Annotated in this window: 19 protein-coding genes and 1 riboswitch; of the genes, 4 read left to right on the top strand and 15 right to left on the bottom strand. The window is 39.6% G+C overall.

Annotated features, from left to right (window positions below; genetic code table 11):
• Position 1: 1 nt before the first annotated feature.
• Positions 2-388 (top strand): Co2+/Mg2+ efflux protein ApaG, encoded by a 387-nt coding sequence (apaG, locus tag ABVM49_RS06660; protein WP_021778066.1) that lies wholly within the window; start codon positions 2-4, stop codon positions 386-388.
• Here the strand turns inward: apaG and ABVM49_RS06655 are convergent.
• Positions 357-1,367 carry a DUF6695 family protein gene (locus ABVM49_RS06655; RefSeq protein WP_405203553.1) on the bottom strand — a complete coding sequence of 337 codons (1,011 nt, stop codon included), beginning with the start codon at positions 1,365-1,367 and terminating at the stop codon, positions 357-359. The genes apaG and ABVM49_RS06655 overlap by 32 nt on opposite strands.
• Positions 1,364-2,080, bottom strand: a complete 717-nt coding sequence (locus ABVM49_RS06650; RefSeq protein ID WP_405203552.1) for an NRDE family protein — start codon at positions 2,078-2,080, stop codon at positions 1,364-1,366. Before ABVM49_RS06650 ends, ABVM49_RS06655 begins: the two co-directional genes overlap by 4 nt.
• Before the next feature lie 264 nt (positions 2,081-2,344).
• Between ABVM49_RS06650 and pruA the strand changes: the two genes are divergently transcribed.
• Positions 2,345-3,976, top strand: coding sequence for an L-glutamate gamma-semialdehyde dehydrogenase (pruA, locus tag ABVM49_RS06645; protein ID WP_021778063.1), 1,632 nt, complete (start codon positions 2,345-2,347; stop codon positions 3,974-3,976).
• A 216-nt stretch (positions 3,977-4,192) separates the two neighbouring features.
• On the top strand, positions 4,193-4,861 hold the full coding sequence (locus ABVM49_RS06640; RefSeq protein ID WP_405203551.1) for a carboxypeptidase-like regulatory domain-containing protein: 669 nt from the start codon (positions 4,193-4,195) through the stop codon (positions 4,859-4,861).
• A 22-nt stretch (positions 4,862-4,883) separates the two neighbouring features.
• On the opposite strand, the gene ABVM49_RS06635 is transcribed toward ABVM49_RS06640, so the two are convergent.
• The 7 genes from ABVM49_RS06635 to ABVM49_RS06605 all read right to left on the bottom strand — a co-directional run bounded on the left by ABVM49_RS06635 (position 4,884) and on the right by ABVM49_RS06605 (position 13,373).
• Positions 4,884-5,267 (bottom strand): hypothetical protein, encoded by a 384-nt coding sequence (locus tag ABVM49_RS06635; protein ID WP_405203550.1) that lies wholly within the window; start codon positions 5,265-5,267, stop codon positions 4,884-4,886.
• A 10-nt stretch (positions 5,268-5,277) separates the two neighbouring features.
• Positions 5,278-6,243, bottom strand: a complete 966-nt coding sequence (gene metF / locus ABVM49_RS06630; RefSeq protein ID WP_405203549.1) for a methylenetetrahydrofolate reductase [NAD(P)H] — start codon at positions 6,241-6,243, stop codon at positions 5,278-5,280.
• A 3-nt stretch (positions 6,244-6,246) separates the two neighbouring features.
• Positions 6,247-8,937, bottom strand: a complete 2,691-nt coding sequence (gene metH / locus ABVM49_RS06625; RefSeq protein ID WP_405203548.1) for a methionine synthase — start codon at positions 8,935-8,937, stop codon at positions 6,247-6,249.
• Positions 8,937-9,935, bottom strand: a complete 999-nt coding sequence (locus ABVM49_RS06620) for a homocysteine S-methyltransferase family protein (RefSeq protein ID WP_405203547.1) — start codon at positions 9,933-9,935, stop codon at positions 8,937-8,939. Before ABVM49_RS06620 ends, metH begins: the two co-directional genes overlap by 1 nt.
• Positions 9,936-9,937: 2 nt before the next feature.
• Positions 9,938-11,026, bottom strand: coding sequence for an aspartate kinase (locus ABVM49_RS06615; RefSeq protein WP_405203546.1), 1,089 nt, complete (start codon positions 11,024-11,026; stop codon positions 9,938-9,940).
• Positions 11,014-11,985, bottom strand: a complete 972-nt coding sequence (locus tag ABVM49_RS06610; protein WP_405203545.1) for an alpha/beta fold hydrolase — start codon at positions 11,983-11,985, stop codon at positions 11,014-11,016. Before ABVM49_RS06610 ends, ABVM49_RS06615 begins: the two co-directional genes overlap by 13 nt.
• Positions 11,986-12,080: 95 nt before the next feature.
• Positions 12,081-13,373, bottom strand: coding sequence for an O-acetylhomoserine aminocarboxypropyltransferase/cysteine synthase family protein (locus ABVM49_RS06605; RefSeq protein ID WP_035325679.1), 1,293 nt, complete (start codon positions 13,371-13,373; stop codon positions 12,081-12,083).
• A gap of 158 nt (positions 13,374-13,531) precedes the next feature.
• A riboswitch (SAM riboswitch) is annotated at positions 13,532-13,653 on the bottom strand.
• Positions 13,654-14,063: 410 nt separating this feature from the next.
• Between ABVM49_RS06605 and metK the strand changes: the two genes are divergently transcribed.
• Entirely contained in the window at positions 14,064-15,317 is a 1,254-nt protein-coding gene (gene metK / locus ABVM49_RS06600) for a methionine adenosyltransferase (protein WP_405203544.1), read from the top strand.
• A 123-nt stretch (positions 15,318-15,440) separates the two neighbouring features.
• On the opposite strand, the gene ABVM49_RS06595 is transcribed toward metK, so the two are convergent.
• The 6 genes from ABVM49_RS06595 to ABVM49_RS06570 form a co-directional block, all read right to left on the bottom strand.
• Entirely contained in the window at positions 15,441-15,983 is a 543-nt protein-coding gene (locus ABVM49_RS06595) for a CIA30 family protein (protein ID WP_405203543.1), read from the bottom strand.
• A gap of 65 nt (positions 15,984-16,048) precedes the next feature.
• Positions 16,049-16,669: a TMEM175 family protein gene (locus ABVM49_RS06590; RefSeq protein ID WP_405203542.1), complete on the bottom strand. Its 621-nt coding sequence runs from the start codon at positions 16,667-16,669 to the stop codon at positions 16,049-16,051.
• A gap of 80 nt (positions 16,670-16,749) precedes the next feature.
• On the bottom strand, positions 16,750-19,515 hold the full coding sequence (locus tag ABVM49_RS06585) for a carboxypeptidase regulatory-like domain-containing protein (RefSeq protein WP_405203541.1): 2,766 nt from the start codon (positions 19,513-19,515) through the stop codon (positions 16,750-16,752).
• 145 nt (positions 19,516-19,660) lie between these two features.
• A complete protein-coding gene (locus tag ABVM49_RS06580) occupies positions 19,661-20,536 on the bottom strand; it encodes a GLPGLI family protein (protein ID WP_405203540.1) in 876 nt (291 codons plus the stop codon).
• A gap of 65 nt (positions 20,537-20,601) precedes the next feature.
• Positions 20,602-21,429, bottom strand: a complete 828-nt coding sequence (locus ABVM49_RS06575) for a GLPGLI family protein (RefSeq protein ID WP_405203539.1) — start codon at positions 21,427-21,429, stop codon at positions 20,602-20,604.
• A gap of 10 nt (positions 21,430-21,439) precedes the next feature.
• Positions 21,440-21,913 carry a hypothetical protein gene (locus ABVM49_RS06570; protein WP_405203538.1) on the bottom strand — a complete coding sequence of 158 codons (474 nt, stop codon included), beginning with the start codon at positions 21,911-21,913 and terminating at the stop codon, positions 21,440-21,442.
• Between the last annotated feature and the right edge of the window lie 59 nt (positions 21,914-21,972).

Below are 21,972 nucleotides of genomic sequence, written 5' to 3'. Positions count from 1 at the left end.
AATGGTACAACAAGTAACTAGAGGCATAAAGATTTCGGTAGAGACTACCTTTGAAGGCACGTTTTATAAAAACTATAAAATGCACTTCGCCTTTGGCTACAAAGTAACCATAGACAACCAGAGTAAAGATAGCGTGCAACTTATGGCACGTCACTGGAAAATACAAGACGCTCTTAACACTCCCGAAGTAGTAAATGGCGAGGGTGTGATAGGTAAAAAACCCGTTTTAAAACCTGGCGAAAGCCACACCTATAGTTCTGGTTGCTTACTTACGTCTCCCTTTGGCTCTATGGAAGGACATTACCAGATGGTAAACTTTACAACCACAAAAAAATTCAGAGTAAAAATACCTGCCTTTAAGCTGAGCGCACCTTTTGCATTAAACTAGCTGCCGTTTGCCCTGTAAGCTCAAGGCGAAAAATATCTTCTCCCTGTTGTATTGTACAGTATAAACAGTTACTATCATAAACAAATTTATAAGGTTGTGTAGCATCAAAACCTTCTGGCAATTGTGTAGTGCCACAAAAGTCTTGCACTCCACGCTCTGTATATCTTTTTACTAATGCTTTAGTCTTATCACCCTGGACTTCTAAATAAAAGTAAGCTCCGCTACCCGTCCCATCTAGAAAGGTAGCTCCTTCTGGCACCTCAATACTTATCCCATCTTGGTCAAGAACCTCAGGAACCTTTCGGTCAAAGAAGTTTGTAAGGTTTTCTTTTAAAGCCGTAGATGTGTATGGTTTTATACACCCATTATATATCTCATACACCCCTTCTTGTGATGCACTACGCTCTACATTACCCACGGTGCTGGGAGTAAATTTCTTATTGCGCTTAAGGTATTTTATTATAGAGTTGTTATTTGTACTAGCCAGTATCGTATCTGTCACAAATCTTGCACAGTTGCTTCCCACTTTCCCAAAGGCTTTGTAAGGAATACTCCCTTGCCCTTGGAGATCCATTATATATGAAAGGGCTTTATCATAATCTATCGTATCACATAAGGATGCAACAAGACGACCCTCCCCGTGTGTTTTTTCTGGATGCGCTTCTAGCCATAGTAAAAGCTCATTAAGATTAATTAAATGATGATTTTTTATCTTAGCTTTTACGGGCACAACAAGCTCTACATCTGTAAGAGCCCCACGCACTCTTCCCTTGCCTGGAGGAGTAATATACCTACCAAAATCAAAATACTGAGCCACTCCCGTTTCATTTTCTATAAGAACCAGCGCAGCGTGACCTGCTTTAATATGTGTGCGTGTGCCTAAGCCTACCAGTGGTAGTATTTTACACATAAGCTCATCAGACATTTTTACAAAAGTATCTGGAAAAGCAAGCACTATTATTTTACCCGTATTTTTCAAACAGCAACTGTATCAAAGTTAGTAATGTGCACCTCACCCTTTTGTAAATCACGGTAGGTCATTATGCAATCTTCCTTAGTCTTTTCTACTTGGGTTACACTTACAGTACCTAGTTTACCACGATTCATTTTAAGATCTACCTTTTCATCTCCCTCACCAGCTGTGGTGTGAAAACTTGATAATTGCTCACTACTCCAGTCAGTATTTTGAGCAAATGTTTTAAACCACTTTTTACGCTTCTCCTTCATATCTGTAGTATATAAGGTAGACGAAGACCATATTTTTGGTAAATCATCCAGTTCGCTTATATGCGCCTTCTCTCCATCCCAAACCAGTTCTGTTGCCTTGAGACCAGTGTTCCAATCTATAGCGATAATGGTGAAGGGCTCAATACCTTCATAGTCAAAATCATTTATAGAAGTCGTTAAATCATCAGACTTAAGTAGTTCTTTTACCACTACGCCTCTACTCATCTTATAATCCTCAACCTTGATATGATTTTCAAACCCTCCATTAAGAAGGCAAATCATTGTATTTTTTTCTGAAACTCCTATCCACGATCCTCCGGCTACGGCATCTTTTGGAAACAGCATTTTCACCCCATCTATATCATAAAAGCTAGGCGCAAGTGTGGTTCTTCCATAAGCCTCGTCACGGTTAGAGGTTAGAATAAAAGTGTTATCTTTTTTAGGTATATAAGTAACTGTGCACATTCTTTATGGGTCGTAAGTTCTGTTTGCAACTTACGAAAAAGCCTACACTTGCGGTTTCGATACCCATTATTTTGTAGTGTGACTGTCTACCATTGTCTCACTTACATTAAAATGTGATCTTCACAAATCTAGATATGATTGTATTCTATTTTGTTTTCGCGAAAGCGTAAAAAACCCCAACTGTTACAGTATTGCCAAACCGCTGAGCTATCGCAATAGAATTTGTACTTTTGCACTACCAAAAAATTAAAACCAAACACCACTATGGGAAAAGGATTTTTTCAAGTTCCAATCGCTGTAAACGAAGAGGTAAAATCGTATGCACCAGGCTCTCCAGAACGCGAGGCCGTTGCCGCAGCTTATAAAGAGTTATTTAACGCACATACCGAAGTACCTATGTACATAAACGGTAAAGAGGTGCGCACTAAAAATACACAACCTATCACGCCACCGCACGATCACAAGAAGGTGGTAGGTGAGTTTCATCTTGCCGAAAAAACACACATTGACCAGGCTATCGCTGGGGCACTTGAGGCTCGTACGGAGTGGGCAGAGCTTCCCTGGGAGCAACGTGCTGGTATTTTCTTAAAAGCTGCAGAGCTTATCGCTGGGCCTTACCGCGCAAAGATTAATGCTGCAACAATGATTAACCAGTCTAAAACAATTTACCAAGCAGAGATTGATGCTGCTTGTGAGCTTATAGACTTCTTACGTTTTAACGTGCAGTTTATGACAGATATCTATAACGAGCAGCCAGAGTCTACCTCTGGAGCTTGGAATAGACTAGAATACCGTCCGCTAGAAGGATTTATCTATGCGATTACTCCTTTTAACTTTACTGCCATCGCGGCAAACCTTCCTGCTGCTTGTGCACTTATGGGTAATGTAGTAGTATGGAAACCTTCAGATAGCCAGATGCTTTCTGCAAAGATTATACTTGACATCTTCCGTGAGGCAGGTGTGCCAGATGGTGTGATTCAAGTGGTACACGGTGATCCAGTAATGATTACAGATACTGTACTTGCAAGCCCAGATTTTTCTGGATTACACTTTACAGGATCTACACACGTATTTAAAGATGTGTGGAAAAAGATAGGAGAAAACATACATAACTATAAAACATATCCCCGCATTGTAGGTGAGACCGGTGGTAAAGATTTTATCGTTGCACACCCTACTGCACCAGCAAAGCAAGTGGCCACAGCGATCTCTCGTGGAGCGTTTGAGTTCCAAGGTCAAAAATGTAGTGCTGCAAGTCGCGGGTACATACCAGCATCTTCTTGGGAAGAAATTAAAGAGCTTGTGATAGAAGACGTAAAGTCTTTTAAAATGGGATCTCCAGAAGATATGAGCAACTTTATCACTGCCGTGATACACGAAGGATCTTTTGATAAGCTTGCAAAATACATTGACCAGGCAAAAGAAGATGCAAACGCAGAGATTATAGTAGGTGGTGGTCACGATAAGAAAAAAGGGTACTTTATAGAGCCTACCGTTATTGTAACTACAGATCCTAATTATACTACAATGCACACAGAGCTTTTTGGCCCAGTGATGACTATTTATGTATATGAAGATAAAGACTGGAGCGAGATGCTTAAGCTTGTAGACAGCACTAGTGAGTATGCACTTACTGGAGCAATACTAGCAACAGATCGTTATGCGATACAAGAAGCTACAAAAGCACTTAAAAATGCTGCTGGTAACTTCTACATAAATGATAAGCCTACGGGAGCTGTTGTAGGGCAACAACCTTTTGGGGGAGCACGTGCTTCTGGGACAAATGACAAAGCAGGATCTGCTTTAAACCTACTACGTTGGGTAAGCCCACGTATGATTAAGGAAACATTTGTTACTCCTACAGATTACAGATACCCCTTCTTAGCTAAGAAATAGGTAACCTTTTTTTCGTCTTTGAGACGAGGTATATAATAAGCAACAGGCTTTCTATTATAGAGAGCCTGTTTTTTATTACGCTTTCGCGAAAGCGGAATTACAGAATTTGGCGCCAGAGGGTTTTTCACTCATTAAAAAGGCCACTTCACTCATTCCAGATTTAAAAAAATATAGAGGGCTAGTATGTTTGTCGAGCAATCAAAAACACTAAGAGTTATGAGAACCATTATCGCACTTCTATTCACACTAATACCTATATTAAATATAATTGCCCAAGTAAAAGTTGCTGGAACTATTTATGGTGATGAAACACCTCTAGCATTTGCCACGGTTACAATTAAAGGATCCGAGAAAGGAAGTATTACAGACGAGGTCGGCCATTTTACATTAAGTGCAGAGACAAATGATACTTTATTAATCTCTCACGTGGGTTTTACTGCCAGAGAAATTAAAGTCACTCACTCAAACACTTTGAACATTAAGTTAGATAATAACAATCTGGAAGAAGTTATAGTTTATGCGCAAAATATAAAGACCGAACAAAAAGTGATTGGTAGTTGTAAATTTCACACAATTATTAGCTGTAATGCAAAAGCCATTGGTGTTAGAATTGAAAACGAACGAAACGTACAACCTGAAAAAATTAGAGCTGCTTTTCCAAACCCTACATCTAGCGGATATTTCGACATCTTACTTAATGAGACCTTTCACAAAGTTTCAGTTACAATATCATCTATGACCGGCCAAATTATAGGCTCTAAAACTACATATGATATTAATCAATTAAAAAACCTTGATATTTCATCCTATTCTCCTGGAGTTTATGTTGTAAATATCATTGCAGATGGTAAACCTCTTAAACCACTTAAAGTTATAAAATCGTAATATCACATAAGAGAACACCCAACTACCCCGCAAGTCTACACGCACCATATACCTCTGGGATTCCCATAAGGCGCACCTCGCGTAAGCCATTACCATAACGCTGTACTCGCGTAGTTATCAACCATATTGCATACCCAAAAATCACAACCCACAATGCAGCTGCTATAAAAAAAGATGCGATAGGATCTACCAGATAACACAGATACTGGACGCCTGTTACAGCAGTTGCTCCCTTTATCACATACCTAGCCCATAACTTGACTGCGTATACCCTCACCTTATGTTCTTTTCTAGTTTTTGGCAATTCCATACCGAAGTGCACAAGCAAGGTATATGCAAAAGGTCTATGTGCAGTTGCGGCCACACTTGCGCTACCTAACAGTATTAAAAAATGTAGTATCTCCATTAGATTAATTTTAAAAAACAGCCGCAGCTATCTGTCTAATATTATCACTTTTACCCATTGAGTAATAATGTAACACGGGTACGCCAGCAGCTTGTAACTCCTTGCTTTGTTGTATGCACCACTCTATCCCTATCTGGCGTATGGCAGCAGTGTCTCTTGCTTTTACAACTTCCATTACTAATGCATCTGGCACGTCTACACTAAAGCGCTGCGGAATTAAATTGAGTTGCTTCTTTGTCGCCAGCGGCTTGAGTCCTGGTATAATAGGTTTTGTGATACCTGCGGCTCGGCATTTTTCTACAAAGTCGAAGTATTTCTGATTGTCAAAAAACATTTGGGTCACCACATAACAAGCACCAGCTTCTAGCTTTTTTTTCAAAAAATGAATATCACTTTCAAGACTGGGCGCTTCCAGGTGCTTTTCTGGATATCCCGCCACTCCTATGCAAAAATCTGTTTTGGCGCTATTCTGCAAATCTTCATCTAAGTAGGTGCCATTATTTAAATCAATAATTTGCTCTACGAGGTCTTGCGCATAGATATTTCCATTTTTATTGGGCTTGTAGTAAGTCTCACTCTTTACCGCATCACCACGTAAGGCCATCACATTCTCAATACCTAGAAAATCCATATCTATCAAAAAATTCTCAGTATCTTCTTTAGAAAAACCTCCACACAACACGTGCGGTACTGCATCTACTTGATAGCGGTTTTGTATCGCAGCACAAATACCCACGGTACCAGGTCGCTTGCGCACCACCTTTTTCTCTAGCAATCCATCCTCACGCTCCTTATAAATGTATTCCTCACGGTGATAAGTTACATCAATAAAAGGCGGCTTAAATTCCATAAGCGGATCTATATTATCAAAAATGGTATTGATATTTTGCCCTTTAAGAGGTGGTAAAATTTCAAAAGAAAAATCGGTTCTCTTCGCTGCTATTGCCTTTGCTATGTGATCTCTTACTTTTGTCATAATCTACTCTGCTATATTTGGGGTGAGCCATTTTTCCGCTTTCGCGAAAGCAATATTTTTGCGGCTCGCATAGTCCTTTACTTGATCTTCTTTTATTTTCCCTAGCCCGAAATACCTTGCCTCTGGATGCCCGAAATAATACCCACTTACACTTGCCGCAGGCCACATTGCCAAACTTTCGGTAAGGGTAACACCTATGGACTCTTCCACACCAAGCAACTTCCAGATAGTCTCTTTCTCCAAATGATCTGGACAAGCCGGATAACCTGGCGCCGGCCGGATACCTTGGTATTTTTCTTTAATTAAATCTGTATTAGCTAGTGCTTCTCTGGTGGCATATCCCCAGTGTTTTGTGCGTACTTCCTTGTGTAGATATTCGGCAAAAGCTTCTGCGAGCCTGTCTGCGAGAGCTTTAATCATTATAGCGCTGTAATCATCTAGTGCATCTTCAAACTCTTTTGCTTTTCTGGCTGTTCCAAACCCTGCTGTAACACAAAAAGCACCCATATAATCTTGCAATCCACTATCTAGCGGAGCAATAAAATCTGACAGCGCAATATTGGGCTTGCCCGCTGCCTTTTTTGATTGTTGCCTAAGGGTTCTAAATACCACTGAATCCTCTACTCGCTCCTGATTTACTACAATATCATCTTGGTTATTTGCATTTGCTTTAAAAAGACCAAAAGTCGCTTTGGCAGTGAGCCATTTTTCGGTAATGATTTGTTTGAGCATTTGTTGTGCATCGGCAAATAATTCGCTGGCTTGTGTTCCTACCACCTCATCTGTTAAAATCTCTGGGTACTTACCGTGCAAATCCCAACTCCTAAAAAATGGACTCCAATCTATATAAGGCACCAGTTCGTTGAGATCTAAATGTTCAATCACTTGTACTCCTAGTTCTTTTGGAGCGACAATATCTTCGGCTTTAAAATCTATTTTTAATTTATTTGCTCTTGCCTGCTCAATCGTTACGTATTCTTTAATGCGTTGTCTTGAGTTAAAATTTTCGCGAAAGCGGGCATATTCATGCTTCAGTTCATTTTTAAAAAGAACACTTGTATCCTTCTGTAACAAATCACCCACAATAGTCACCGCCCTGCTGGCATCGTTTACGTGCACAACGGCACTCTCATAATGCGTGTCAATTTTTACAGCGGTGTGTGCCTTGCTTGTGGTCGCACCACCTATCAAAACTGGGATTTTGATATCTTGTCTTGCTAGCTCTTTGGCTAGATAAACCATCTCATCAAGGCTAGGTGTAATTAAACCACTCAGACCTATGATGTCTGCATTTACGGCAAGAGCGGTGGTTATGATTTTTTCTGGTGGCACCATCACACCTAAGTCTATAATCTCATAATTATTGCACGCTAGCACAACGCTCACAATGTTTTTACCTATGTCGTGCACATCTCCTTTTACGGTTGCCATAACAATTTTACCCGCACTCTGACTTGCGGCTTGGGTACCGTTTCTCAACTTCTCTTCTTCTATATAGGGCAATAAATAAGCAACGGCTTTTTTCATCACTCTGGCAGATTTTACTACTTGAGGCAAAAACATCTTACCACTCCCAAAAAGGTCTCCCACTACATTCATCCCCGTCATCAAGTGGCCTTCTATCACTTTAATTGGAGCATCTACAGCTTGTCTGGCCTCTTCTACATCTTGCAGAATATAGGCATCTATACCTTTTACCAGTGCTCTGGTGATACGGCTCTGCACATCCTCTGTTCGCCAGGCTTCGGTTTCTTTTTGTATAGATTCTTTTTGACCTACGGTCTCTGCAAATGTGAGCAAGCGCTCTGTTGCATCGTCTCTTCTATTGAGTATTACATCTTCTACACGCTCCAGTAAATCTGCTGGAATATCATCATACACCTCCAGCAAGGCGGGATTAACGATACCCATATTCATCCCTGCATCGATAGCGTGATACAAAAACACCGAGTGCATCGCCTCGCGCACGGCATTATTTCCTCTAAAACTGAAAGACACATTACTTACACCACCACTCACACTACAATGAGGTAAATTATTTTTTACCCATCGCGTGCTCTCTATAAAGTCTAATGCATTGCGTTTATGCTCATCCATACCCGTCGCCACAGGAAAAATATTGAGATCAAATATGATATCTTCTGCCGGGAAGTTTACCTCATTAACCAAAATCTCGTAGCTGCGCTTTGCAATCTCAATGCGACGCTCATAGGTATCTGCCTGACCTACTTCGTCAAAAGCCATTACAATCACAGCGGCACCATAACGTTTGATAGCCTTTGCTTGCTGTATAAAAATGGTTGCTCCTTCTTTTAAAGAAATAGAGTTTACAACACATTTACCTTGTACTACCTGCAAGCCAGCCTCTATAATCTCCCATTTAGAACTATCTATCATAATGGGCACTCTCGCGATATCTGGCTCTGCAATCACAAGATTTAAAAAGGTAACCATTGCCTCCTTGCCATCTATGAGACCGTCATCCATATTAATATCGATGATCTGCGCGCCGTTTTCTACTTGATCTCTAGCGACAGAAAGTGCTTCTTCAAATTGTCGCTCTTTAATGAGCCTCAAAAACTTTCTTGACCCCGCAACATTTGTACGTTCTCCTACATTTATAAAATTACTTTCTGGAGTAATCACTAGAGGCTCAAGGCCAGAAAGTCGCATATATCTAGGAGTCACATTCATTATAGCTTACATTTTCTAGGGGTTGCATTGGCTACTAGTTGAGCAATGGCTTTAATGTGTGCAGGTGTGGTGCCACAGCAGCCACCCACAATATTCACAAGGTTTTTATCGATGTATTTTTTAATCTGTATTGCCATTTGCTCTGGTGTTTCATCATACTCCCCGAAGGCATTAGGCAATCCCGCATTAGGATGTGCAGAAATACCTACCTCTGTTTTACTTGCTATGGCTTCTAGATGTGGCTGCAGCTGACTAGCACCTAGCGCACAGTTAAAACCAACAGACAACAACGGAATATGAGATACTGAAATTAAAAATGCCTCTGCCGTTTGCCCAGAAAGCGTTCTACCAGAAGCGTCTGTTATGGTGCCAGAAATCATTACAGGCGTGTCTGCACCTCGCTCTTCTTTTACCTGGTCTATCGCAAACAGCGCAGCCTTTGCATTGAGGGTGTCAAACACAGTTTCTACAAGTAAGATATCTACACCACCATCTAGCAAAGCTTCTACTTGCTGTTTATAAGCTACTCTAAGTTCTTCAAAACTTACGGCACGATAACCCGGGTCATTTACATCTGGCGACATACTCGCTGTCTTGTTTGTAGGACCTATGCTTCCTGCTACAAATCGTGGTTTGTGAGGTTCTTTTGCGGTGATAGATTGAGCGACATCTTTGGCAATTTTCGCGGAAGCGTAATTCAAATCATACACATACTCCTCCATCTCATAATCTGCCATTGCGATGGTGGTACTCGAGAAGGTGTTAGTCTCCACAATATCTGCTCCCGCATTAAAATACTTGCGGTGCACCTCTGCAATTGCGGCAGGCTGCGTGAGTGACAGTAAATCATTATTACCTTTTACAGACCGATGAAAATATTTAAAGCGCTCTCCTCTAAAATCTTCTTCACTAAAGTTATATGCCTGCAGCATCGTACCCATCGCACCATCTAGCACTAGGATACGCTCCTTTAGTGCCTTTGTAATTGCCGTGCTCATAACTAATTAAGACTTGTGGTGATTTTTAAAATATCACTTAGCACGCCTCTTGCTGTCACTGCTTTTCCTGCGCCGGCTCCTTGTATCACTAGCGGGTGATCGCCGTAGGAGTCTGTATAAATTTCAAAAACTGCATCTGCACCTTGAGTTTGTCCCAGCGCTGTGTGCTTAGACTCTTGCACTAGTTTTACTTCAAGTTGTTGTGTTTTTAAATCTAACTCACCTACGTGTCGCAACACTTCATTTGCTCCTAGTTGGGATTTACTTTTCTCAAAAATGGCATCAAGGGTTTTTACGCTTTCGCGAAACTGGGGTAAGGTAGTGGTACCATTTAATGCTTTAGGCACTAGTGATTGTACTTTTACATCGTCAAACTCTTTTGTGAGTCCTACCTCTCTCCCTAAAATCAAGAGCTTGCGTGCCACGTCTTTACCAGATAGATCTTCTCTAGCATCTGGCTCAGTGAGTCCCAACGCATCTGCCTCAAGTAATATGTCTGAAAAACTCTTATCCTCTACCGAAAAGGTGTTAAACAAATAACTAAGAGAGCCAGAAAATATGCCTCGTACCTTATGTATTTCTTCACCACTATCGTATAAACTTTTTATGGTCTCAATGATAGGCAGTCCTGCTCCTACGTTTGTTTCGTATAAGAACTTCTTGTTGTGCTGTTTTAAAGATTTACGCAAGGTTTTATAAAAATCGTACGAGCGTGTATTTGCAATTTTATTTGCCGTTACGATATGAAATCCATTTTCAACGAGAGATACATAGTTTTCTACAAACTGCGGACTCGCAGTGACATCTACCGCGATAAACGAGCTTTCAACATCGTGATTTGACTCTTGTTGTTGTTTTAACTTTTTCGCGTAAGCGTAAATATCATCTAGTGTGTATGGATGTGCCTGGTTCTCAAAATCTGCACTCCAACTGCCTGTCGTCTCATTTTGAAACAACGCCAGTGTAGAGTTTGCAATACAAAAAATGTTAAGTTGCTTACTAGAAGACTTTTTATTAAAATCTGTAATCTGTGTGATGAGCGTGCTCCCCACATTACCTATACCAAAGATGGCGATGTTTATTTGTGACATAATTGTGTTGAAAAAATGGGTTTTACAAAGCTTGATAACTGCTCATATTCTATTAAAAAGGCATCGTGACCGTGTATGGATTTAATCTCATCATAGGTAGATGAGACACCCATCTCTTGTAATTGTAAGTGGGTCTCATACATCTCATCTGCCAGAAAAAGTCCGTCTGTATCTATGGCTACTTGATGTACGGAACCGGTAAAGTCACACAGGGACTCTTTAAAATCTTTGCTTCCTTGCGTAATATCTGCACTAAGCAATAAGTGATTCATAAGCCTATATGCCGATAGTGAAAAACGTTCTGAGAGTTTTATGCCGTGGTGATTAAGCCAGCTTTGTGTATTATACAATTGCTCATCGCGCTTACTGCGATTAAACTTCTCTTTAAAAGAAGCTGGTGTGCGATAAAAGGTCATTGCGTGCATACGCGCATCTGCTACGGGCTGGCTAGAATGGGTAAGTAAGCTGTCTTGTATGTGACATTGTGCTATCACCCAGTCTGTTGCTTTCCAGTCTGTCGCAATGGGTATTAAATGTTTTATAAGCTGTGGCTGTTGGCTGGCAAGTTCCCAGGCTATTTGCCCTCCTAAGGAACCACCTACAACGGCAAAAAGTGATGTTATGTTAAGATGCTGTAGCACCTCCCCGTGTATGCATGCAATGTCATAATTTGTAAACTCTTTATACACTGTAATGCGCTGCGTGCTTGCGTGGCCATTACCTGGTATATCTATAGATAGTATGGTGTAGCAACCTGTATCTATAGCTTTTTCTTTACCTATCAAATCACTCCACCAGCCCTTATTACCGGTTATGGTAGAGTTACCCGTGAGCGCGTGATTAACCAGTACTACAGGTGCTGTACCTAGTACCTGACCTGCCAGCTGGTATGACACTTCGAGATCACAATGATAACCAGAACGTGTGGTAAAAGATGATATGGATACTTTGTTAAGCATATGTATTGCAGTTTAAGGTGGGGTGAAAGACTACTTATTGTAAAAAAAGCTCCAACTAGCTCTGGCAAAAAAGCTAGCTGGAGCATCACAATTAATTACACTAAAACAGTTTTATCTACGCGTGCAAAAGCCGCTACGAGATCTTCTTTAAGATCTTCTATATTCTCAAGACCTACAGAAAGACGTACGAGATCTTTAGTCACTCCAGTTGCCTCTTGCTCTTGGTCTGAGAGTTGCTGGTGTGTGGTACTCGCTGGGTGTATAATGAGTGATTTACTATCACCTATATTTGCGAGTAATGAGAAAAGCTTGGTCTCGTTTGCAATAGTTTTTGCACTTTCAAAACCACCTTTTATACCAAAGGTTACAATCCCACTCTGTCCCTTAGGCAAGTATTGCTTTGCAAGATCATTGTACTTACTTGACTCAAGACCTGGATAATTTACCCACGCCACCTCATCACGAGTTTCTAGCCACTGCGCAAGTGCAAGTGCATTTTGCGAGTGCTTTTGCAATCTAATTTCTAGTGTTTCTAGCCCTTGTAATATTTGGAATGCATTAAATGGGCTCAATGCCGCACCGTGATCTCTCAATCCTTCTATGCGCACCTTTGCAATAAACGCTGCCTCTGCTAGTGCATCGTGGTATACTAAGCCGTGGTAACCGGCAGAAGGCTCTGTAAACTCAGGAAATTTACCATTACTCCAGTCAAATTTTCCTGCATCTATGATCACTCCACCTAGTGCGGTACCATTACCGTTTATGTATTTTGTAAGAGAGTGAATCACGATATCTGCCCCGTGCTCTATTGGGTTAAGAAGCGCTGGAGTTGCTACCGTGTTATCTACAATAAAAGGTACTTTGTGCGCTTTCGCGAAAGCGGAAATACCTTTTAAATCTAATACATCCAACTTAGGATTACCTAGTGACTCCACAAAGAAGGCGCGGGTATTTTCTTGTGCTGCGTTTTTAAAATTTTCTGGATCTGAAGGATCTACAAAAGTGGTTGTAATCCCAAAACGAGGAAGTGTCACACTTAGTAAATTATATGTTCCTCCATAGAGACTACTTGAAGCTACTACGTGGTCTCCTTGCTTTAAGAGTGTAAGTAGCGTGGTGTTAATTGCCGCAGTACCAGATGCGGTTACTACAGCTGCCAGTCCTCCCTCTATCTCTGTGAGGCGCTTCTCTAGCACGTCATTTGTAGGGTTATTAAGGCGTGTGTAGATAAAACCTGGCTCAGAGAGGTTAAAAAGGTTTGCTGCGTGGTCTGCATCATTAAAAACGTAGGCAGTGCTCTGGTAAATAGGCACGGCTCGTGTTCCTCCGTTTGCTGCATAATCGTGTCCTGCGTGCAACGCCTTGGTTGCTAATTTTTGTGTACTCATTTTTCTTTTTTTTGAGTTTAATAGATTCCCTCTCACCTTGTGTGAAAGGATTAAAAACAAAAGCCAAACGTCTCTTAAACCCTATTACAGGCTCTCAAGATTTTTAAGAAAAATATTATAAGAAAAAACATAAGCGCGTACCTGAGCGGTACTGCTCGATGTTATCTATCCTCAAGATTCGGTAATGAGCGACTCTTGGGTAGAATGTAGCACCTTCTTTCTAAGTGAAAGGGTTGCTAAGGCTTCATAGGGTCATTCCCTCAGCCTTTCTTGATAACATTTCAATAAGTTGTTGAACTTTGTGAGCACAAATATTGTAAAAACAATTTTACAAAAACAAACTTTTTAGAATAATTTTCTAAATAAAGTTATGTTAAATTAAATTAGGTAAAAATTAAACTATATTTAATCTATATACAAAACTATTTTTCTACCACCTCCATAAATACAGAAAATAGGTCTTAGAAAATTTTCACAAAAAAATAACATTACCCTACCAGATTGGTAGGGTAATAGATTATTTATATCATTAAAGTTTCTTTACTTTTGTCCCCATAATAACGAGGACAGATTTGACTGCTTGCAACCTCAAAAAAAAATGGCTAAAATTAAACACAAGACTTTAACATTTCTTGTGTTATGTTTCTACCCAGCACTCGTCAAATCTACTTCTTGACAAAAAATTAAAAAATGGCTTATTTATTTACCTCAGAATCTGTTTCTGAAGGACACCCAGATAAAATTGCAGATCAGATTTCTGACGCACTTATTGATAACTTTCTTGCTTTTGACACGCAGTCTAAAGTTGCTTGCGAGACCCTAGTTACAACTGGGCAGGTAGTTCTTGCAGGAGAAGTAAAGTCTAATGCATACCTAGATGTTCAAAAAATTGCCCGTGAGACTATTAATAAGATAGGATACACAAAGGGTGAGTATATGTTTGACGGTAACTCTTGTGGTGTACTGTCTGCCATACACGAGCAGTCTGACGATATAAATCGTGGTGTAGACCGCGAGAGCAAAGATGAGCAAGGTGCAGGAGACCAAGGTATGATGTTTGGTTATGCGACTAAGGAAACTGAAAACTATATGCCACTCGCTCTCGAGCTATCACATAGACTACTCATTGAACTAGGTAAACTACGCCGTGAGGATGATGAGATTACTTACCTACGTCCAGATGCAAAAGCACAAGTTACTATTGAGTATAGTGATGATAATGTGCCGCAACGCATTGAAGCTATTGTGGTGTCTACACAACACGACGACTTTGATGAAGATGAGGCAATGCTAGGTCGCATACGTGGTGACATACAAGACATTCTTATACCGCGCGTAGTAGGAATGCTACCAGAAAATATCGCTGCGCTCTTTAATGATGATATTAAGTATCACATCAACCCAACGGGCAAGTTTGTGATAGGTGGACCTCACGGAGACACAGGTCTTACGGGGCGTAAAATTATAGTAGATACGTACGGTGGTAAAGGAGCTCACGGTGGTGGTGCTTTTTCTGGAAAAGACCCATCAAAGGTAGACCGCTCTGCAGCTTATGCAACGCGTCACATTGCAAAAAACCTAGTAGCTGCCGGAGTAGCAGATGAGATACTTGTACAAGTCTCTTATGCAATAGGTGTTGTTGAGCCTATGGGAATCTTTGTAGATACCTACGGTTCATCAAATGTGTCGCTATCTGATGGTGAGATTGCTCAAAAGGTAACCGAACTTTTTGATATGAGACCAGCTGCAATAGAAAGCAGATTAAAACTGCGATCTCCTATATACAGCGAGACTGCAGCATACGGACATATGGGACGTACAAACGAAGTGGTAACAAAAACTTTTGAAAGCTTTGACGGTAAGAAAAAGGAAGTTGAAGTAGAACTCTTTACTTGGGAAAAACTAGATTATGTTGAGAAAGTTAAAGACGCTTTTAATCTATAATCTATCCGTATAGATAGTAAAAAAGGGAGCCTAGTGGCTCTCTTTTTTTGTTTTGTAAGTTATTACTCATATGTGCTCAATGTGATGTGAATTCTCGGCAGGCTCGAAATGACAGAAATGTTGTTACTCAAATATGATTTTATCTACTTCTATCTCAAAATCTGTTGCGGCTTTTGTATTTGAAATTAATCCTATACGTATAATATCTGCAAGATCTTCTTTATCGGGGTGCCCTTCCAGAGGCTGCCCTAATCTATAGGTGCCAAAATCTGCGAGATTATAGGTGACGGTTTTCCACTCACCTTGAGTGATGGGTAGGTTTATTTTATAATTCGGTCTCCAGAATCTTTTATACTTATTGAGCGTGAGCCCAAAATCTTGCCCTGTGGATTTATATCTTACAGTTACCGTTGTATAACCCGACAAATCATAAGACTGGTAAGGAGTTCTCAAGGATGCAAAACCACCATTATTCTCAAGACTCACGCTTCCGCGAAAGATGACACTTTCCTTAGTTTGCTCAATGCTACCTGTAGATAATCCTCCCATCACACCATCAAGCACGACAAACCAGTCATGACAAGTGTTGCAAGTAGTTCCAAAATCAAAAGAGAGCGGTGTCGTGTTCATAGTAGTTGTGATCAATAAGGCTAAGAGATATTTCATAGCTTTTTTCTTTAAAGTTACGCTTTCGCGAAAGCGTAAACCTTATACTTACCACATTTTTAACACTACTCGGCAAGTGTCATTTTCTTCTTAAAACGACGATCAATCAGAAATTGAACAACAAAAAGAAAGACAAAAATCATTCGAGCAAACATTGGGAACACCAGTGTACAGAGCGCGGCAAGAACCCAAATTATTAAAACATTTATAGCCCTTGCACGATACCAGCGATACAGTACTCTGGTAAAACCTGTTTTCTTGTTTTCTGAGTAATACACATAGCGCGTCATAATTAAGTTAAAAGCACCTATAACCGCAAGATTGATACAGTAAAACATAAAAGGACCTGGGTAATCAAACCCATTTACATACATCGCTGTTGAGAATGGAAGTAAGACGATGGTGAGCAAGAAAAATATATTAATCCACAATAGCTTACCTGTTACAACACTTACAAATTTCATTAACTTAATGTGACCTATCCAATATAATGCACTCACTAAAAAACTCACCACTAGACCTATGAAATCTGGTATCCTGTTAGCAAGAACGGCTCCAAAAGACAACTTGTTAAGTGTAGCAATACTAGGAACACCCACCTCGAGAATGAGAAGTGTCATTACAATAGAAAATACAGCATCTGAGAAGTTTACTACGCGAGCTTTATCATAAGTTTCTTGTATCATTTTTCTAAAGTAATTAAATAAAGTAAAAGCGACCTCATAAAGAATGAAGTCGCTTTTAAAAAGTGTTTCTTGTAGTTATACTACAAACTATACTGTACTGTGAACATTACAATACGAGGCTGCACAAAATACTCTGTATTTGAGATGGTAAAATCATTTACACTATTTGTACTTATCACATCTACATCTAGCAAGTTTGTGGCTTGTATTCTAAACTCCCACTTACTTTCTGGTTTTTTATAGTAGAGATTTGCCTCTAAGAAAGAATATCTATTTTCTATCTCAGTACTATCGTCATTATCGTCATAGTTATACAAGCTCCAGTCTACAGCTATTGTAAATCCTTTTCCAAAACTCCACTCTGCATTTGCAAATGGTCTATTTGTAAAAAAGGTTCTATCTGTCACCCCGTTATCTGAGTTTGTGCTTGTAAAGTTATAACCTATTTCAAAATTGGGACCTTCTTTAAAATTAGTCTCTGCACTCGTTGTATAGTTCTGGGTTAAGTTTTTTGTATTACGATCTTCCGTATTTACAATGTTGTTGAGATCACTGTAGCTACCTCTTGCGCTTGCATTAAATTTCCACTTTTTAAAGCGTTTTGAGAAACGCGCATTTGCACTTAACGTCTGGTCTGCAAAATTTGTGTTATTTACAGGTCTTGATATTCTGTTTATACCTATAAAATCACCGGCTGTCTTAATAGGATCTACACGACGGCTATAGTTAACACCTCCAAAAAGACTCGTAAAGTTGAACATACTAAAACTAAAGTAATTTAAACTCACGTCGTGATAGATGGCATTTTCTATATCTCGATTACCTCTAAAGAGGCTGTTGTAGTTATTAAACAACAAGCCTTCGACAAAATTATTTACGTCTGTATACTGGGCAGTCATCTGGTAATTAAAACGTAGGCTTTTACCTTGAGAAAACTCAACTACAGTATATAAGTCTGGCAGCACCATCCACTCACTGTTTTCTGTTGTGCTAGCTAGCTGTGTGCTCTTAGTAGTGTAATTATGTAGTGTAAGCCCTGGTGTAATTGTAAATATGCCTGTCTTTATTTTATAATGAAGACCTAAAAACACATCGCTAAAATTAAAGCGCACATCATTACCTATAGGTGTACCATCTTCTGTCTCGTTGAGATCTTGACTACTACCATTTTCTAAAATTTCAAATAAGTTAGAATTAAAGTCTTGACGGCTTAAAGTGGTTCCTAGTGTAAAGTTGAGATTACTTTTATTATTAAGAACATAGTAGTAATCTATCTTTGCGTCAAGCTTGTTTGAGATGACGCTTTTATTTTGATTAATATCAAAAAGCCCGTCTGCTCCTGCTGTAAAATCTATGGCCTCAAAAGGATTATCTGGATCATCTGGGTTAGGAGACGTAAATGGCTCTTGAGATAATAACGCACTATAAAATGGATTTTCATCTTGATATAAATGCTGGAAGGTACCAGAGAATATGTTATTCTCATCTAGCGTATAATAAACATTTGCATTTTGATTTATAGAAAATGGTTCATTCTCCTTATTCTGGTCTACAATGTCTGTTGTGATCTCTCCATCTTGCGTAATAATACTTGCGCCATCAGAAAATTCTGTTTGTTTTGACTTTTTAAGCAGTACATCATAATCTACCTGCAGGCTCGCATTAGGTTTAAACTTTGAGCTTAATTTTGCCATACCCAGCTGGTTGCGCTGGTCTGTCACTTCATCAAATCCTTGAGTAAATCCTTGATTGATAAATGTGTTGAGAGAGTTATTTACAAAGTTGGTTTTATTATCGCTTAGTAGCGCAAAGCCACTAAGGTCCCACTTAGGTGAGGCTGCATAGGTAAAGTTTGCCGCTACAAAATTAGACTCAATCTCATTTGCTCTATTATTTTGAGTAGTTAAAAAGCCTAAACCGCTATCGCTTACATTAAATCCAGTACCACCTCGTCTATTAAACCCTCTAAAACCACCTGTAAAGTTGAAATAATCACGAAAAGTAAAAGGTACATCTCCCGTATTATTAAAGTTAGATATAACATTAATACTCCCCTTAGGACTGTAATAAAACAGTTTTGCCTTACCCAGATAGCGCGTCTTCTCACCATCACCTAGACCGGCAGTCACATCACCAAACCAAAAATTAGTCTTTCCTTCTTTAAGTCTTAAGTTTATAGCAACATTATCTTGATCATTACCCAGGCCTCGCATCTGGTCTACTTCATTATAATTTTTAAGTACTTCTACTTTTTTGAGTGCATCTGCAGGTATATTTTTTGTTGCTAACTTGGAGTCTCCGTCAAAAAACTCCTTCCCTTCTATCATCACTTTGCTCACAACCTGTCCTTCTACCTCAATCTCACCATCATCATTTACCTCAACACCCGGTAACTTTTTAAGTACATCGCCTAGCTTGCGTTCTGTACCATTTGTAAAACTGTCTGTATTATAAACAATGGTATCGCCTTTTATAGTAACCGGCATTTCATAGACAAGCTCTACATTATCAAGCTGATTTGGGTCCTCTTTAAGTACAAAATCTTTAACTACCTCATCTGCATCTTGGGCTGGTGTAAACTCTTCCAGTATAGACTGTAATCCCAAGTAACTTACTTTAAGATCGTAGGTAACACCCGTAGCAAGATCCAGCTTATATCTACCAGATTGATCTGTAATACCGTAAGACTCTAAGGTACCTTCAGCCTTGTTTGTAGCAATAATATTTGCTAACTCAAGTGGGTTCCCTATGCTGTCTTTAACCACACCTTTAAGTGTCATACTTTGGGCAAAAATAATGCTGGGCAATGCAAGCAGCACTGCCAAAAGAAGTTGGGTATTTTTCATCTTTGGATTGGTTGTTTTTTTACACCGCAACGTCCAGCAATTAAGGGTCGTCGTGTATAAAATAATTATGAATGTTAGTCCTACGCTTTCGTACTTCGGCAGGCTTTGTATAGACTACAGCAAACTGAAAGCGATGATATCCTTTCTAAAATCTGCCGCCGCCTTGACCACGTCTTCCTCCTCTACCAAAACGCTCTGCCATTTCTTTTCCTTTTTCTTCAAGAATTTTTGTGTACTCCTCGCGGCTTACTTCCTTACCTTTTACAGGAGCCTCAATGTTTACAGGCTCTTTTGGGTTTAACACCACCTTTGTGCATAAAATAGTGGTATTACTTGTGCTTAACTCTAGTATCAAACCTGGTAACCCGCCAAACTCGTCTGGGCCGTGACTTGCAGGAATCATAGGTGTATACCAGGCTACGATTTCTTCAGTCTTAGGCACCTCTTCGGCAACAGTTCCTCCAGCCTTTTTAATAGAGTCATTTTTTTCTTGCAACTCTCTTGCTCTTCTTCCCATTCTAGACCACAGGTTAGTCTCAAGGCTGCGCGTCGCTACTGCCTTAAAAACGGGATACTGCCCTATCATCTTACTTTCTTTTACAAGCTCCCAGTTAAGATTATTTAAGGTGTCTTTTACAAGAAAAGTTTTACCCATCATATCATTCTCACGTGCATAGTCATTACTTGCACGGTTAGAATAAATACCTCCTTGTGTAAAACCACCGCCAAAACCACGGCCTCCTCCACCTTGTCCTGGGGTTTCTAACTTTGCCTCTTCCTTATAAAAAGACTCATCTTTTGTAAAGCTTAGTGTATATTCTTTTTCTAAGAAGCGCTTCATACGCTCCATCATTTGCTTTTTCTGAGCTTCGCTCATTTGCTGTCCACGACGTCCAAAATTAGACATATCTACCGTGCGTTTGCTCTGGTAAGTAGCCACCCCAGTAATCTCCTGCGCAGTAACCACTGCCGAAAAAAGAAATGTGCAAATCATTAAAAAAGAAAAAGTAGCTTTACTCATAACATCTGTGTTTGAAATTTTAGACTATAAAGCTAGCTAATAGTTTAATACGGGTTAAAAATTATTTATCCCTGTATCTCAATACTGATGTGATTACCTCCTTTCTTACCTTTAGTCTGGTAACGCTCCATCATCTCTTTAGCTTTTGCAGTAGAAATTTCTTCATACTCCTCTGCACTTACTTTTTTACCTTTAGTAGGTGCTGTTATGTTAAGTTTTTCACTAGGATTGAGCACTACCTTTGTACACATCATAGCCATCTTACCGTCATTTACTTCGAGTATCAATCCTGGCAATCCCCAGAAACGATCTGGCCCTTGCTGTACAGGTATGTCTAGCGTGTACCAGGCAGTTGTGACCTTTGTTTCTTTTGTTGGGGCAGTTTCTTCTCCATTAACCATATTAATAGTCTCCTTCTCTTCTGTAAGTGTCGCTTTAAAACAGGTGTATTGCCCTATATTTTTTATCTCTTTCTCAAGTTTCCACTCAGGCTTTTTTAAGCTGTCTTCTATAAGGAAGTCTTTTCCCATTAGGTTGGTCTTATTTGTAAAGCTCTGCTCTTCTATATTATTAAACAGCTCATCATTACTAGTAGATACTTGAATTTGTATCCCGTTACTTGAAGGCGCTTGTGGCTTGTCTAACCTTGCATTTTCTTTCCACAAAGACTTTTTACCATCAAAGGTGAGTGTGTATTCTTTTTGAAACTGCTTGCGTAGCTGCTCTTGTAAGGTCTTCTGTATATCACTAGTAATACCAGATGTACTGTCCATCTTCATTTCTATATGACGCTGCGTTTGGTATGTTGCCACTCCAGACACTTGTTGTGAGTACGCTTTCGCGAAAGCGCAAACCATTACAAGCACTAGTAAATTTTTGGATATAGATTTCATAGTCTTTATGTTATTTGTTGTTCTTATTATTTTGTTGCTCTAGCTTTTCAAGCCTAGATTTTAGTTCTAAAAAGGATGGGCTTTTTTCAAATATACGTGCCGCTTCTGAAAGTTTTCTCTCAATGTCACTTAAGTCCTTCTTAGTAAGCCCGGCGAGTGGGGTTTGATCATCTTCATCTAGATTTATGGTAAATTTTATTTTTTTTGTGACCTTAGCGTTCAGACTATCTATAGTAACATCTTCTTTTTCGAGAGTGTAACTTATTTTCTGACTCACCTCTTCCATCTTAGTCTGTAATTTTACTATATCTGACTTTGAAAAGAACTCATTGCGCTCTACATCTTCAAGCTTTTCAGAAAGAACTGTGAGCGCCTCTTTTAGTTCTTCTTTAAATTCTTGAGACACTTCGAGCTTCAACTCTTTTTGTTGAGCAAAAGAAACACTCACTAGTAAGGATAGAATGATTGTGATAATTGTTTTCATAATAGATTGATTTTAAAATGTTTGTTGTATTGAACAGTACAAATATGGAGAACATCTAT

The sequence above is a fragment of the Dokdonia sp. LLG6352-1 genome (genome assembly GCF_045055815.1).
Lineage (GTDB): Bacteria > Bacteroidota > Bacteroidia > Flavobacteriales > Flavobacteriaceae > Dokdonia > Dokdonia donghaensis.
Note: the sequence above shows the minus strand (reverse complement) of the source record. Positions and strands in the feature narration are given on the sequence as shown.